Annotated in this window: 10 protein-coding genes; 7 read left to right on the top strand and 3 right to left on the bottom strand. The window is 58.7% G+C overall.

From position 1 onward, the window contains the following. The first annotated feature begins 839 nt into the window (after positions 1–839). Both GPL20_RS10890 and GPL20_RS10885 read left to right on the top strand, forming a co-directional pair. Entirely contained in the window at positions 840–3,311 is a 2,472-nt protein-coding gene (locus tag GPL20_RS10890) for a CaiB/BaiF CoA transferase family protein (protein ID WP_157329529.1), read from the top strand. 674 nt (positions 3,312–3,985) lie between these two features. Continuing rightward, a complete protein-coding gene (locus GPL20_RS10885) occupies positions 3,986–5,329 on the top strand; it encodes an LLM class flavin-dependent oxidoreductase (RefSeq protein ID WP_157329528.1) in 1,344 nt (447 codons plus the stop codon). Between the two features lie 171 nt (positions 5,330–5,500). On the opposite strand, the gene GPL20_RS10880 is transcribed toward GPL20_RS10885, so the two are convergent. Beyond that, positions 5,501–5,782 carry a helix-turn-helix domain-containing protein gene (locus tag GPL20_RS10880; RefSeq protein ID WP_100235536.1) on the bottom strand — a complete coding sequence of 94 codons (282 nt, stop codon included), beginning with the start codon at positions 5,780–5,782 and terminating at the stop codon, positions 5,501–5,503. Positions 5,783–6,423: 641 nt separating this feature from the next. Here GPL20_RS10880 and GPL20_RS10875 point away from each other — a divergent pair. The 3 genes from GPL20_RS10875 (at position 6,424) to GPL20_RS10870 (ending at position 7,640) form a co-directional block, all read left to right on the top strand. Then, complete coding sequence (locus GPL20_RS10875; RefSeq protein WP_100235535.1) at positions 6,424–6,696, top strand: DNA -binding domain-containing protein; 273 nt, start codon at positions 6,424–6,426, stop codon at positions 6,694–6,696. A gap of 118 nt (positions 6,697–6,814) precedes the next feature. Further along, a complete protein-coding gene (locus tag GPL20_RS40270) occupies positions 6,815–7,054 on the top strand; it encodes a transcriptional regulator domain-containing protein (RefSeq protein WP_430641766.1) in 240 nt (79 codons plus the stop codon). A gap of 46 nt (positions 7,055–7,100) precedes the next feature. Beyond that, a complete protein-coding gene (locus GPL20_RS10870; RefSeq protein WP_254125162.1) occupies positions 7,101–7,640 on the top strand; it encodes a DUF2285 domain-containing protein in 540 nt (179 codons plus the stop codon). 256 nt (positions 7,641–7,896) lie between these two features. Here GPL20_RS10870 and GPL20_RS10865 read toward each other — a convergent pair whose 3' ends face one another. Then, the gene (locus tag GPL20_RS10865) at positions 7,897–8,805 is read right to left on the bottom strand and encodes a LysR family transcriptional regulator (protein WP_167532974.1); all 909 of its coding nucleotides are present in this window, start codon (positions 8,803–8,805) and stop codon (positions 7,897–7,899) included. Between the two features lie 161 nt (positions 8,806–8,966). Continuing rightward, on the bottom strand, positions 8,967–9,248 hold the full coding sequence (locus GPL20_RS10860; protein ID WP_100235533.1) for a helix-turn-helix domain-containing protein: 282 nt from the start codon (positions 9,246–9,248) through the stop codon (positions 8,967–8,969). 2,274 nt (positions 9,249–11,522) lie between these two features. Here GPL20_RS10860 and GPL20_RS10855 point away from each other — a divergent pair. Both GPL20_RS10855 and GPL20_RS10850 read left to right on the top strand, forming a co-directional pair. After that, entirely contained in the window at positions 11,523–12,668 is a 1,146-nt protein-coding gene (locus GPL20_RS10855; RefSeq protein WP_157329573.1) for a TlpA disulfide reductase family protein, read from the top strand. A gap of 409 nt (positions 12,669–13,077) precedes the next feature. Then, complete coding sequence (locus tag GPL20_RS10850; protein WP_157329526.1) at positions 13,078–14,886, top strand: ABC transporter ATP-binding protein; 1,809 nt, start codon at positions 13,078–13,080, stop codon at positions 14,884–14,886. The last annotated feature ends 366 nt before the right edge of the window (positions 14,887–15,252 follow it).

The raw sequence follows: 15,252 nt of genomic DNA, 5'->3' as shown, positions 1-15,252 counted from the left end.
ACCTAGCAGTGCTGAGAGTTTAAATCGCAGGGCGGCCGTGCGACGCATTCTAGGATCGCTGAGGACTGGAGGCGCTGCGATCGAGGCTGCTGAAAATTGCGTGCTTGAGCGGAGGCCGAAGAAGAAAGACCGCAGGTCGGTCGCTTGCAATTCCAAGGACGCGTCAACAGATAAACGTACTGCTGCTGCACCGAATCAGCGCTCTTCCGATTAGAAGAGAAGGATGCACCGGATGGTGAACATGTCGGGGTTCCGGCATTTTGCGCTATATCAGACGGAATGCGCCACACCTGCGCCCGCATACAAGTCTGACCCGGCGAGGCGGGCTCGGGAGGAGCTGAGGTTGCAAAACCTGCAGGTCGCGTGTCTCCAGGTCCGTAGGCATTTGCAATTTGCGGAGCAAGTTGCGAAGAAAGTAAGCGAACTCGGGTGAGAGCGCTTCATTCTGCGCCGATGTCTCGGGCGTGAATAGGCGCCACGCACTTGTCCGCGTCGAAGTACGAGACCAGGCTAGGCGGATCAATCCCGCCGCCTCGCAGGACGTATACGCCTGTAGTAGCGCTTTCGCTGGCCAGGACTAGCTGTCCGATTAAAGCGATCCCGTTCCTTGTCACGCCGAGCCGGACTTTGCTCGAATCCAATCCAGACCGGCACGGTCCTTGCTGGATCTCCGGGACTTTCTGCTAGCAGCAGGTGCGTTGAGGCTCAGCGCAAGGCAAGCAGGTGACATCGGAAACATGCGTGGTGCAGCCCGTGCCTTTGCGTGGAAAGCGCCTGTATCAGGCCCTCCTGAGGGGTGTAGCGATTGTCGGCAGGCGGAGAAGCTCTGGAGCATCCTTATGGCTGAAAAAGCGCAACCTTCCAGCGAGGCATTGTCGCAGCTGCGGGTCCTCGAGATTGGTAGCTCAGCTGCAACGAGCTATTGTGCGCGGCTGTTTGCCGATTTTGGTGCCGAGGTTTGGAAGGTGGAGCCCCCGGCCGGCGATCCACTTCGTTCCAGCGTTCCGCTGACTCCAGGTGGCCAAAGCGCGTGGTTCGCGTTCCTGAACTTCAACAAATCAAGTATTGTCATCGATCCGGCGGACCCAGAGGCGGTCAAGCGGGTCACACTCTTGATTGACGATTGTGACATTCTGATCGATGGCCGCGATATCGATGGTGCCAACTGCCCGCCCATTGATGTCGCCGCAATCCGACAACGACAGCCAAGGCTAATCTACCTCGAGGCGAGCTGGTTCGGCCGCGAGGGGCCCTATGCCGAATTTGCTGCGAGCGACATGACCGTTCGCGCCCTTGCCGGTCTCATCAAGCTGGTTGGGCCCGTCGAAGGCCCACCTTTGCACGCGCCGGATTTCCAGACCGGCATCCTGGCGGGTTTATGGGGCTTTATCGCCGCTGCCTCGTCAGTGTTTGCGCGAATGCAGAGTAGAGGAGGTCGATCGTACTCGCTCAGTATCTTCGAAGCGTGTATCACGCTTAGCGAGTATCAGCTTTTTGAAGCATTTCAGCGCGGCGACACGATGCGCCGGATCGGCATCAATCGCTTCTGGCCGAATTTTCCAGTCGGCATCTATGAAACAAAAAAAGGGTGGCTCGGCGTCACAACAATAACGCCGCCCCAGTGGCGTGCGTTCTGCGACATGCTCGGCCTTCCTCAATTGCGTGACGATCCAGCTCTGGCGCTCGGTGCGGACCGTCTGCACCATATGGAGCATATCGAACGACTGCTCATCCCAAGGCTTAGGAAGCGGACCGCGCAGCAGTGGTTTGCCGAGGGACTAAGGCGCAAGATTCCGATTGTACCGGTGCCAGAGATGTCCGATCTTCTCCAGGATAAAGAGAAGATCGAGCGTGGTGCAATCGTTCCCATTCTGCTCGGCAAGGAAAGCGCGCTGACGGCGGGCTCGATGCAGCGGCTGACATTGACACCGCCACGCCGGGGTGGAAGGGTTCCGTGTCCCGGCGAGCGGCAGGCTTTCACGAATAGCAGACCGAACACCACCAGTGGAGCGTCGATAGTCTTCGATTCCGGCAGCCCGGCCGAACAGCCTTTGCTCGGAACTCGCGTCATCGACTTTTCCATGGGCTGGGCTGGCCCATTGTGTACGCGGACCCTTGCCGACCTCGGTGCGGACGTGATCAAAATCGAGGCGATCCAGTATCCGGATTGGTGGCGCGGTGTCGATCGCCGGCCGGATTACGTAAACCGTCAGATGTACGAGAAGACGCAGCGCTTCTGCATGATGAATCGCAATAAGCGCGCCATCACGCTCGATCTGACCAGACCCGAGGGCCTCACCCTTGCTAAGCGCCTGATAGCGGGCGCCGATATTGTTGTCGACAATTATTCGGTCGATGTGCTGCCAAAGCTTGGGCTTGGTTACGACGTGTTGAGAATGTTCAACCCGCGCCTCGTGGTGATGTCGATGTCAGCCTTTGGCAAGAACAGCGCTTTTCGCGATTGCCGGGCATACGGCTCGACTCTGGAGCAGGGCTCGGGGTTGCCCAGCGTGGTCGGAAGTGCCAATGGGCCGCCGGTAATGAGCCACGTTGCGTTCGGGGATGCTATAGGTGGTCTGAATGGCTGCGCTGCGGTTCTTGTTGCACTGATCCACGCGCGCGAGACTGGGCAGGGGCAGTTTATCGATCTCGCGCAGATCGAATGCATGATGCCGCTTGCTGCTCCATGGATCGTTACCCAATCGCTTTGCGGTACGTCGACAAGGTACGGCAATCGGCATCCTCAGTTTGTGCCGCACGGCTGCTTCCGGTGTGCCGGCGAAGACAGCTGGATCGCGGTAGCTGCCACCGATGCGGGTATGTGGCAGAGGCTTGCGAGCGTGATCCGCCGAGTGGACTGGGCTGCTGACCCCTCGCTGAAGCTCGCGGAACGTCGCCGTTCGATCGAGGATACAATCGAGGGAGCCATCGAAGCCTGGACGCGCAGGCGTGATGCAGATCAGGTAATGGCAGAGCTGCAGGGCGCCAGGGTTGCGGCCGGAGTGGTCCGCCTTCCAATTGACCTGCTGCAAGACTGGCACCTAAGGTCGCGTGGATTTTTCCAAGAGATCGAACGTTCGTTCATCGGGGCGCACCTGCAGCCGTCAATTCCGATTCGCGAAGGCGCAGGGCCCCACTCGATCCGCCGAGCGGCGCCTACCCTGGGAGAACATAACAACGAAATCCTGGCAGACTTGCTCGGGCTCGGCGAGGTCGAAATTGCAGAGCTCGCTAGCAAGGGCATCATCGGCACGAGAATGCTCTCCGAAGTAGAGCTGAAAGGACGGTGCTCTCGAGAGCCTTCGACCTAATAGCCCATGTTTAGGCGTGGACGCTCGCAGCGAACGATGGACTCGTCATTGCCCTTGACGGCGCATGAGTAGCAACGCACGTCGGCCGATCTCGGTAGGAGACCTTCTATCTCACACTATGAGACGTCGCGTGTTTCGCTGTTGCCTTCCTGCATTGCGATGAAGAAGTCTCGATTGTGTGACGGCGGCGCAGTTGCACTCGCATTTAGATCAATGACCCATTGATGCACCACGCGCGCTACGCATTTGCGTGATTCGCGACGTCCACTCATGACACAGTGTCACCTGGAAGACAGACCGACGGTTAAAGAAGACAAACGCCCGCCTTCGTGCCAGCGTCCATCCGGTCGGCTTGGATGTAAGTCAACTACCAGCGCTCGTCATTGATCTGAATAGCTGAGCATGTCACCTATAGGTCCTAGCGTCGCTGGAGAACGAGCTCGGTATGTAATATCAATCGTGCGGCCGCCGCCATGGGCTTGGATCGAAGGCACAGCGCGACACTCGCAGCCTGTTTCTCGGGCGGCCTTCGTTCTATGCACTGAGAGGCACATGTTGGTCTCAAGTGCGCTGGAGCAAAAGACTTCACTTGTGTTCTTTAGGTGCGAAGAGTGTTTCTCAACAGTTTGGTCGTTCGCTTGAACACGAGATATTTTTGAGAAGGGGAGTACGGCATGGCGCGCAGTGGTGAAATGGCGCTCGGACTATACGTCCTACAGGCGGGGTATATCGAGGGAGCTTGGCGCGATCCGAGCGTGCCGAAGACGGGCGGAGTCGATATCGAGCATTATGCACACCTTACGGCTCTTGCCGAAGGCGCGGCATTTCACTTCGTGTTTCTTCCAGACAGCCCAAGTGTCGTCGAACGAGATCATGCAGACATAGCGCGTGCGGGCCGAAACGATACGTTTGAGCCGATCACCCTGTTGTCGGCTCTTTCATCAAAAGCAAACAATATCGGCTTTGTTGCAACAGCGACCACGACATATCACCAGCCTTATCATCTTGCACGTATGATTGCTTCACTTGACCACCTCTCGCACGGACGTGCCGCTTGGAATATCGTGACCTCCGGAAATAAGTTCGAAGGGGCGAATTTTGGCGATGAAGAAATTCCAGAGCATGACGCGCGATATGAGCGAGCTAGAGAGTTCGTAGGCGTCATGAAGGGGCTTTGGGATACATGGGAAGACGACGCTTTCATTCGTGACAAGCAAAGTGGGATCTTCGCCGACACGACGAAACTGCACGTCCTCAATCACCGTGGGACCTATTTCTCGGTCAGAGGCCCACTGAATATCGCACGGCCGCCCCAAGGGTACCCTGTACTGGTTCAGGCCGGCTCATCCGATGCCGGAGTGAGATTCGCTGCAGAATTCGCCGAAGTTGTATTCACCGCCCAGCCTTTGCTTGAAAGCGGTAAACAGTACTATGCAGATCTAAAGGAGAAGGCTCGCGGGATTGGGCGCGAAGACGATCAGATATTGGTGATGCCGGGCATTGTCCCGATTGTTGGGAGGACCAAGCAGGAGGCCTCCGATAAGCTTAAGAAACTGCAGTCCTATACACATGCAGACGTCATGACGGAGACGGCAGATCGGTGGCTGGGGTTCGTCACCGACCTGCGTGCCGTCAATTTGGACTCGTTAGTTCCGGCCACTTTGCCGGAGACGAAGTTCATTCAGAGCCGCCAGAAGGTGCTCCTCGAGGTAGCTGCACGCCAAGGAATGACCTGGAGGCAGCTGATCCGCTTGATATCGGATTCGCGCGGACATCTAATGGCGGTAGGGACGCCTAATGAGATAGCCGACATCATGATTAATACCTTCGATCAATATGCGGCCGATGGATTCAACCTCATTCCCCCGATCGTTCCGAGCGGGCTCAAAGATTTCGTGGAGCTCGTCGTTCCCGAATTGCGCCGACGCGGTAAATTTAGGTCGGGAAGCTCCGGGCGGACTCTTAGAGAAAACCTCGGCCTCAAGCGGCCACACAATCAGTCTACGCGAGCAGCATAAGCCATGCTTCGGGCTACTTGGAGGCAAATCGCGCTGCGCGCTGTTTAACCGGAACCGGCATAGCTCGAGCCGGAGGTTCAGAATCGCCGCCGCCGAGTAGAAGCGGGCGCGCCAGGCTGCTCCGGCTCGTCTGCGCCCGTGGTTAGCTACAAGCATGGCTCTCTGGAATAGCTACTTCGTATTTCGGCACTGGCGGGCCGGCTTACGTCCTCTAGACATCGGCTTGGGAGGGGTCGAACCCTTGGCGGGCTCAGCGAACAATTCGGAGAAGTGAATACCCAAAGTCGCGGCGATACGGTCCAAAAGATCAATGGTCGGGTTCTCTTTCTTCTGCTCAATGCGCCCCATATATGAGCGGTCGATCCCGGCATCATAGGCCAATTGCTCTTGCGGAATGCCGCGCTCTACGCGGATCCGGCGCACATTCCAGGCCACAAGCGCACGAGCGTTCATGCGCAAAGGCAGCCATTCCGACGATTATGAAACCACTGGTTATAGCCACAGTATTACGATAAGCTCACACCCAAGCACTTGGCTCTCCTGACACGGACTTCTAGAGGGCAGGCCACCGTGAGACGGAAGATGTCGTGGAGTTTGTCGTTTTCGAATGCCATCAACCCATCACAGGCGCGCTCACTGCGCGAGAGCTCGCTACTGGCGGGAGAGCAAAATGTCGCTCAGAGGGAACGCGGCTTTTTCCGGGGGCCGCGACCAAATAGGGCGGCCGTCAGCTGGAGCTCGAAAAGTGAACGAGTTCTTTCCACTTGGCTACCTTTAGGCCGCGGTCTTTCCCCAGCGTGCGGGAAAACGACAGGTGTCCATTCCGTTCCGGGAGGGTGAAGAGCAAAGACGGCCTAAGCTGTGCAAATCCACGATCGGTCGCGGTATGGACTGCGAGTAGAACCCGCGCCGAGCAAAGAGCAAATGCCCAGATTGGAGTCACTAGGTCATTGTGAGCCAATATGCGCTCGCTTTACGACGAGGGGAAAAATAGCTTGGGACCGCGACGATTGGAGCGGTACCAAAATGGCCCGAAGTCCGTTATCGTTGCTCCGATTTCGATAGATTTTTCAACTTGCTAGGAGCTACAGGGAGTGCCGGCCGGCCCAAAGATCGCAGATTTGGCGCCCAGCGCGCATGAGCTCACGTCGTATGACAAGGAGCACGCTATCACCTATATGCGACTTCTCGATGCCGACGCTGACAAGGCAGATTGGCGCGAAATCGCGCGCATTGTGCTGGGGCTTGACACGACCCTTGAACCGGATCGTGCGCGCCGCACCTTCGAAAGTCATCTGGCTCGGGCCAAGTGGCTAGCGAGCCACGGGTATCGTAATCTGCTCCGAGGTGGTTGGCCCAAGGAATGAACAGTGTGGATCGCAAGATCGGCAGAACTCCTGGCAATCGCAAAAGATGATCGTGGCATCGATTAAGTGCACGCAAAGCGAGCGCGCGGTGGGCATGCAACCGTAAAGCGCCACAATCATGGGCTGGAGTTCACCGCGTGTGAATCATGCGGGAAATGGAGAGATGCCGAATACTGACTGGAGATCTGAGGAAGCATACAGCGGCCTCAAAAGCGCAGAAGCGGCTGACCTGGCCTGGGAGTGGCTGCGCCGAGATCGCGACTACCAAGAGGATTATAGGCGGTTATCTCGCCGCGAACGTTCAAGCGCAGCGGCGGGCCAGTTCCGCCGGAAGTGGGGGCTCTCGTTTTCCAGCTGATCCGCAAGAGGCTTTCGACAAGCAAGCAGTCTTCTGGGCGCCCGAGGTGCTGTCGACCGTACTGCCTGTGCGGGCGGCCAACCGTATGGCGCCTAAGAGCTACCAGCTGGACGTCGCCAATCTGCCGGGCAGCGAGGTGCGTCGCGCGCCGGACGGATGGCATGCGATCGTGCCGCTCGGCGGCGCGAACCATCGCCTTTTCCTGAGCAAGCTTCCCGTGGGTGGGTCTGCTGTCATCCTCGATCTGCCGCTCGATGCGAATTTAGAGCTTCGCTTGCAGGCCGCAGGTCGATTTTATCTCGCGCTTGAGCATCGGCCGCTCGGCACGCCTCCTCTTGCTTTGCCGGCTTTGAAGCAGCGGCGGCTGATCCTGGCGCTGCGCGCACTGGATGGATGGCAGGAAGGAAATAGCTATCGCCAAATCGCGCAAGGCCTGTTTGGAAGCCGTCGTATTGCCGAGCGGGGCTGGAAAACAGACGATTTGCGCAGTCGAACCATTCGACTTGTTAAACTGGGGCGGCGCCTCATGCGCCTTCGCTGCCGCGCATTCCTCCACAAGGGCAGACGCAGGAACGACAGTTCGTGAGCTCTTGGGCGATCAATGGCACACCTCCGTTCTGTGCAGCCAATTCTTCCGGCATGGCACGATCGCGGATAGGATGAGATCTTTGCGTTCCGATCTATCACGCTGGTGTCTGGATAGCTGCAACAGACACGCGCTATCTTCGTAAGGGTTCGACGACTCTGCCCGGATGGTTCTCTCGAGTTGAGCGCTCTCGACTTGAATAACGGGCAATGCGTGGGTCTCGAGCTGTACCGGACTGTGGGGCGCCTGCTAGGCGTCAGGCAGCCTGCGCAAGTGCAGCCTTCTTGCAAAGCCGAGCCACCCACCGGCAAAAAGAGCGAGCGATCTCGGGATGCTCGCTTCGATCCACAGCATAGGCGCGATATTGCATGCCACTTGGAGCGCGCGAGCCGGGGATGACTTGCAAAGCGCCCCCTCGCACCAGATCACTGACGATGATTTCTGGTGCGACAAGAAGGCATTTTCCTGTCATGACTGCCGGCAGAGCAAGATAGTTGTGATCATAGCGCGCGCCCGCTCGTATGTCGTTTGAGGACAGGTTCATGGCCCTCAGCCATGTGGGCAGGATGTCGGGGCGTGATGTGATGTTCAATATCGGGGTTGAGCGGACGATCGAGAGCTCTCTGCCCGCGACCAGATTTGGCGGCCCGACGCATACCAGCTCCTCATTGTAGATCTCCCAACTGTCGGCGGGTTCGATGACGGACAGGTCGCGTGTAATCAAAATGTCGAAATCATCCGAAGATGTCGGCGGCGAGAGCGAGCTCACGACGTCCACGATGACGCCGCCCGCTTCAGAAGAGAACGCTTGCAGATTTGGAATCAGAATAGAGAAAGCAAAAGTCGATAGTGATGTGCGAACGACAATCCGATTGGTGCCTGCGGCCGCCCGCCGCCGCATTCTCTTGGCGGTGAAGCCGACTGTCTCGAGTGGTTCAGAGACTGCGTTAGCGAATAACCTTCCGAACTCGGTCAAATCACTGCGCCGCCCACGCCGCTCAATGAGATCCGCACCAAGATAATCCCGCAGGACGGACAAATAGCGGCTGACCGAGCTCTGCGTCGTTCCCAGGCTGCTGGCGGCGCGCGTGACGCTGCCTTCGCGTGCGACGGTCACAAAAGCGCGGATGGCATTTAAAGGAACTTCATCGTCTTGAGCCGCCATTGTCTGCTCCGGCGCCAGAATGTACATCCATCACATTATTCGATGTCCATAGCGGGATTCCCGCATATCAAGGGTCGGCTGAGCACAAAATCGGCGTGGGAGCGCATAATGCTTGGTCACCGCACAGGATCGGCGTCAACGCCTCGGTGCTGTCAGGGCGGCTAGGTCCTTTTGCGGCGTGTCGGCCTCGGCTTGCGACCTTTAGGTAAGGTCGCGGGTGGCGGCGCACCCTTGGATGGCCGAACAAACAGCTCGGAGACAGCAACGTCGAGCGTCTCGGCAAGGCGATCGAGAAGATCGATTGTCGGGTTCGCCTGTTGGCGCTCGAGACGGCTCATGTAGGAGCGATCAACACCTGCATCATAGGCCAATTGCTCTTGCGGAATACCGCGCTGGACGCGGATCCGGCGCACATTGTAAGCCACAAGCGCACGAGCTCTCATGCGCGAAAGCAGCCATTTCGATGGCGATCAAACCACAGGCTATAACCTACATAAAAACGTCAACAAATTGGGGGGGCGATCGAATTATTCGATGAGTGTCATCGAATCGTTCCTCGACGCTACTTGCCGGCCCGCACAGGCGCTGGTATGTCGACCCTCTATCAATTTGCGGCGGCGCAGATGTTGCAGGCGCTGACCGGAGTTCAGCCGTTCCGCTGGCTCGGCAGCCGTTCGATTCCGCTGCCCACCTGCGCGGACGGCATCGAGCCAAAGACAAGGATGCTCGCTGAGAGGGAGCCGATGGCCCTCCATTCAACGAAATGGAGTGCAGCCCGAAGAATGAGCCGGCCCCAACCATCGAGATTGCAGCGACAGCGTTGCGGAAACGCGCGCGAATTGCCTCAGATGAACCCCGGAGGCCAGATAGTGCCTCGACAGCTGCATATTGCGCGATCGAGCTCCTTTGGGAAAAGGTTCGACTCTGGACGAGATTGATGGCCTCGACCAGAGCCAAAGGCCCTACGCCATACAGAACGCACCAGCCGGTCATTGCGTCGGCCTCCGAACCGCCGTTGCTCCAGTCTCGAGACTTGCAAACGTCGCGTTGAAAACGACCTGCTTCGCGCCGCAAAAAACATGGTCTGATCGATACTGGAATTGAGCCCGTGATCGCGACTGAAGTCTCGCTGACTGGCCGGCGCAGCTGCTCGGCTCCTTACGAGCGCGGTGCTTTTCGTCGGCCCGATGCGGATTGAGCAGCTGCCGGCCTCGCGGGCAGCAAGTGAGGCTTCGAAATCGGGTTCGCCCTGACCGAGTGTGATCACGTCCGCGCCTTGTTCGCGTAGCTCGGCGGCTCGCACCGTCATGGCCTCGGCTTCGGAGAGACGGACAAGGCCTCGAGCCGTAATGAGAGACAATCGGAGCAACTGAAGTCTGAGGCAGGATTGTTGACAGCTTCTACTCGTTTGCAAAATTGCGAACAGGACGGACATTCGTGTTTGTTGAATGAAATGATCGCAGGTTGCGGTGCCATGCGTCGCATCGCCGAAGACGACGGCGCGTTTCGCGGCCGCGGCTCACCAGCGGAGCAATACCCTCGGCGCTTGTGCGTTGGGTGCCGCGCAGACGCGTGGATTCTCTTGTCCAAATCGAACGATCAACAGGACTCGAAACGCTTTCAGGAGTACGACGACAATTGCGCGGCGCCCCTCTTAAGAAAGCAGCGCCAAGGCTCGCCTCGCTGCGGCCGTCGTCCGTTGTCAATCGACCTCGGCGACGCTGTTTAGGTCCACAGTGTTTAGCTGCGCAGACCGACGGCATATTGCAGGGGCCGCCATCTGCTTATTGGAGACCTGTCATCCAGCTGTAGCCAATTGGTCCAAGGTCCCCTGCTTGCGCAAAGAGTTTCATGCCAGCGAGGAAGTGATGCGCGCGGCCAGCGGCTGGGTCCAGCCGGCCTCCTGGTCAGAACCTGGAGTGAAGCCTTAGCTCCATCGAGGCGATCGGCGGCATCTGTTTCGATACGGGGGCAACGGTTTTCGAAGTCGATAGGGCGTCACGGATCCCTGGAAACCCGGCTGGACAGCAAAGTAATCGAAGTACCAGTTTGTGGTGCAGGAACCGCTAGCGCGATGGCAAGCACTGATAGTTTCAAAGCCTCCCCGATCCGCAGCTCGTCTGCAGTGCCCGGCGAATGGTTCCATCGTCATCGACCAGAATACGTATCCACGGTCCACGGGGCTTTGGCTCGTTCGAGTCCGATCTAAATCGTCGCTCGCCTCTAATCCTGTCTGCTAGGGGACAGCGATTACCAAGTTTCCGTTCGGCGGCTCACAATATCAAATCAGCTTTCTGACGGCGCGAAGTGCGCATTCTTGTTCAAATTCGGACAGCGGCACAAAGCGCGGCGGATTCAACACAATGGTCGCAGTGAAGTGCTATTGAGCTATTCATGCGCAAATGGGCGTTAATGCGCGCAGACGATTCTGGCACGGACGTTGCAACTAAGGTGCAGCAGTACTGCAGGTGCTGAGCGCACCAAACGCGAGACCAGCGATGCTCACCTTCCTTGAACTGATGTGGCCCGCTTGTGAGAGGAAGAGCTTGTTGCTTGTGAGTTTGTGTGTCGTCGCGCTTAGCGCGGCGACACCGGCAATCGCTGCGGATCTCGCTGAGCAGCCCGTCTACACCAAGGCACCACCCCTCGCGGTCGCGATCAGAGATCAGCTAGCGCAAAACGTCGCGCAACCTCTGACAATAACTTTGGAGAGTAACATGGCGCTGGGCTTAGAATCCCCAGCTCCTCCGATCAAGGTGGAGAACTGGCTACGTGGGCAGCCCCTCACGAGCTTCCAGCCAGGGAAAGTGTACATCGTCGAATTCTGGGCAACTTGGTGCGCACCGTGTGTGGCGGCGCTCTCCGATCTGGTACAGCTGCAAGAGAAATACAGAGATAGCGGAGTTGAGGTCCTCGGAATAGCAGCTCGTGAACGCGCTCAAACAGCGGACGAGGCCCGAGGCAAGTTGGACGCATGGTTGACCGAAAAGTTGCCGAATCTCAACTATCGGATCGGGTTCGACTACACACGCGAAATGGACAAGCTTTGGATGGATTCCAGCTTTTCTGTCGGGATTCCCACCTCGTTCGTGGTCGACCGCGACGGCCACATCGCCTTTATCGGTTCCCCGACGCAACTCGAAGACGTTTTGCCGAAGATTCTGACCGGCAGCTGGCGCATCAGCGATGAAGCGAAAGCCGCCGATGCAGAGCGGATCGCCAAGGGCGAACGCACAATGCCGATCTTCGCCAAACTGACGCCGGCGATGGAGGCGCAGGATTGGGCGAAGGCGCTTTCGGTGGTCGAAGAGGCCGTCGCTGTTCTGCCGGATGACGTGAACTTTCGCGTGCTCCGTGCAGATCTGTTGCTTCACAAAATGCACGACTTGCAGGCCGGCCTGCCTGTGATGCGCCAATTGGTTCGTGACGCGATCAACAAAAAATCCGCGCTGTGGATGGCTGGGGCGATGCGCCAACTCTTTGATCCGGCGAATGACAACTCTCATTTGCCACAGGCCGAGCGCTTCGCGATGGGAAATGAGTTATCCGAACACATTCTAGCAGTGAATCCTCCGCAACGCGGCGAGACTCTTAAGTTCCTGTCCTATCCGGCGGTCGCTCAGTACTATTACGAGAGCGGCAACAAGGATCGCGCGATCGAGTTGATCGAGGTGACGCTGAAGTCGCTGGACGGCCCCGCACCGATCCCGGACGAATTGAAACAGCAGGTTATGTCGGTATTGGTCCAAACGCTGGCCAACTACAAGGGTCAGAAGGATTGCTATGGGTCTCTTTGTGCGACTCCGCAAGCCGGAGTCCCGCAAAGTACCAAAGCGCAAGCGTCGCCGGAGGAGAAAAGATGAAAAAGAGAGTGGCGCCGATCCCGCCTACCTGGCTCACACAAGCTCGGATAGCGCAAGGCTGGCCGATGTCTCAGATCGATGCTCTCAGCCATCGCGCCCTTCGGCCCCGCCGCGGTCGAAGTGCGGGCTCCGCAGGCGGCATCGGGCAAGCGATTCGGTATTTTGGAGGCAGACCCGACGTTGAGGATTTTCGCGCGGCTGCGCCAATCCCGGGACAAGGAGCTCGCAAGCGTGAGGCGCTTCAGCTAAGCGCCTAGGCGAAGAGTGGCTGAAATGGGTAGAAGAGTTCGGCCGCAGCCCCCAGACTGCGGGCATTTATCGCATCCCTCGGACGGCGCGCCAGGCATTGTGCACATCGGGTCTGGATCGAACGGTTTTTACACCGTGTGTGCAACAAACCCCTAGCGCCATGACCAGTCAAGATGACAAACGGACCGCCGCAATCGGCCTGGTTCTCCCGTTTGCGTTGGAGCATTGGCTGAAGCAGCCAGTCCGTGCCACGGTCATCCTCGTCGGCTTCTTAGGGGCGACGGTCGCCGACCTGCTCATGCCGGTCTATTCCGGCCGTCTGGTGGACGCATTGACCTCGGTCCCCTCCGACCAAGCGGCGCGACATGCGCCACTGATTGCGTTCGTTGGCACCCTCGCGCTTGGTCTGCTCTCGATTATATTGCGGTTTACGGGCTTGCAGGCGATCGTGCCGTTCACGCTGAAGACCATGTCAGATGTGGCCCGTGGGGCCTTCATGCGCGTGCAGCGCTTCTCAACCGACTGGCACGCTAATTCGTTCGCCGGCTCGACCGTCCGCAAGATCACCCGCGGCATGTGGGCGATCGACCTGCTTAATCATACTATCCTGATGGCATTGTTGCCGTCCCTCGCGGTGCTCGTGGGCTCGACGATCCTGCTCGGCCTGCATTGGCCCGAGCTCGGCGCCGTGATCGGCCTCGGCGCAGTGATCTACGTCGCCATCACGACGGCATTCACGATCGGTTACATCGCGCCGGCGGCGCGCGTTTCCAACGCCTGGGACAGCAAAGTCAGCGGCACGCTAGCGGACGCGCTCACCTGCAATACTGTGGTGAAGTCCTTCGGCGCTGAGGCGCGTGAGGATGCGCGGCTTGACGGTGTCGTCAGACGCTGGCGGGCGCGGGTGCAGCGCACTTGGCTGCGGTCCAATGGCACGAGCGCGGTGCAGCTCGTAATGCTCTTGTGTTTCCGTGCTTCGGTGATCGGCGGCGCCATCCTGCTGTGGATAGCGGGGCGCGCCTCTCCGGGCGACGTCACCTATGTGTTGACAAGCTATTACATCATCCACGCCTATCTGCGTGACGTCGGGATGCACATCAACAATCTGCAGCGCTCGGTGAACGACATGGAGGAACTCGTTACCATCTATGGCGAGCCGATCGGCATTGTCGATGCCCCCGACGCCAAGCCGATCGACATTCACGGTGGACGCATCACGTTCGAGGACGTCACCTTCCTCTACCACGGCGATCGCGTGCCGCTTTACGACGGATTGTCGATCAACATCCGCGCCGGCGAGCGGATCGGTCTGGTCGGCCGCTCCGGCTCCGGCAAGACCACGTTCGTCAAGTTGATTCAGCGCCTCTACGACGTCTCCGGCGGCCGGATCCTGATCGACGGCCAGGACGTTGCGAAAGCCACGCAGCAGTCGCTGCGCAGCCAGATCGCGATCGTGGAGCAGGAGCCGATCCTGTTTCACCGCTCGCTGGCTGAAAACATCGCTTATGGCCGGCCCGGCGCGAGCATGGCGGCGATCACGCAGGCCGCGAGGCTCGCCAATGCGCATGACTTTATCATACGATCGCCGAAAGGCTACGGCACGTTGGTGGGTGAGCGCGGCGTAAATCTGTCGGGCGGCGAGCGGCAGCGCGTTGCGCTGGCGCGCGCGTTCCTTGCTGATGCGCCAGTGTTGGTTCTGGACGAGGCGACGTCGAGCCTGGATTCGGAATCGGAAGCGCTGATCCAAGAGGCGATGGAACGGCTGATGAAGGACCGCACCTCGATCGTAATCGCTCATCGCCTGTCGACGGTGCGCGGCCTCGACCGCGTCCTGGTGTTCGATCGCGGCCAGATCGTCGAGCAGGGCACGCATCCGGCACTGATCGTGCAACCCGGCGGCATCTATCGCAGTCTGTTCGAGCGGCAGGCCGTCGAGTTCGGTCCGCTCTCGGCGGACGGCCAGCCCTAAAATATGGCTGGCCGCATCTGCGTAGCCCTAGGGCTATTTGGCCGTGCTGGAGGGACATGAGCACGGCCTGATAGTCCCACATCCCTTTTACAATCTGGTGAGGGAGGCGCGCGTGAGCGTTGACGCAACGGCGCATGATTCTTTCAGACGTGGCTCGCAGATATGGTTGAGCCGGGCCGTCCGATCGGCTTGAGCGATGTCCGCGGCGACGGCGCTCATCGATGGCAAGCTGATCTGGCTAACGCCATAACCCGGACTGCCCTTTTAAGCATACGCTCCCGACCTAAAGTAAATGCGACGTTCTCTGGCGTTAACCCATGACCATCGTGGATAACACGTCGGTATCATCGTCATCCGCGCTTGCCT

Origin of the sequence: Bradyrhizobium cajani (assembly GCF_009759665.1) — a bacterium.
In the GTDB taxonomy this organism is placed as follows: domain Bacteria; phylum Pseudomonadota; class Alphaproteobacteria; order Rhizobiales; family Xanthobacteraceae; genus Bradyrhizobium; species Bradyrhizobium cajani.
This window is presented reverse-complemented; position numbering and strand designations above follow the sequence as displayed.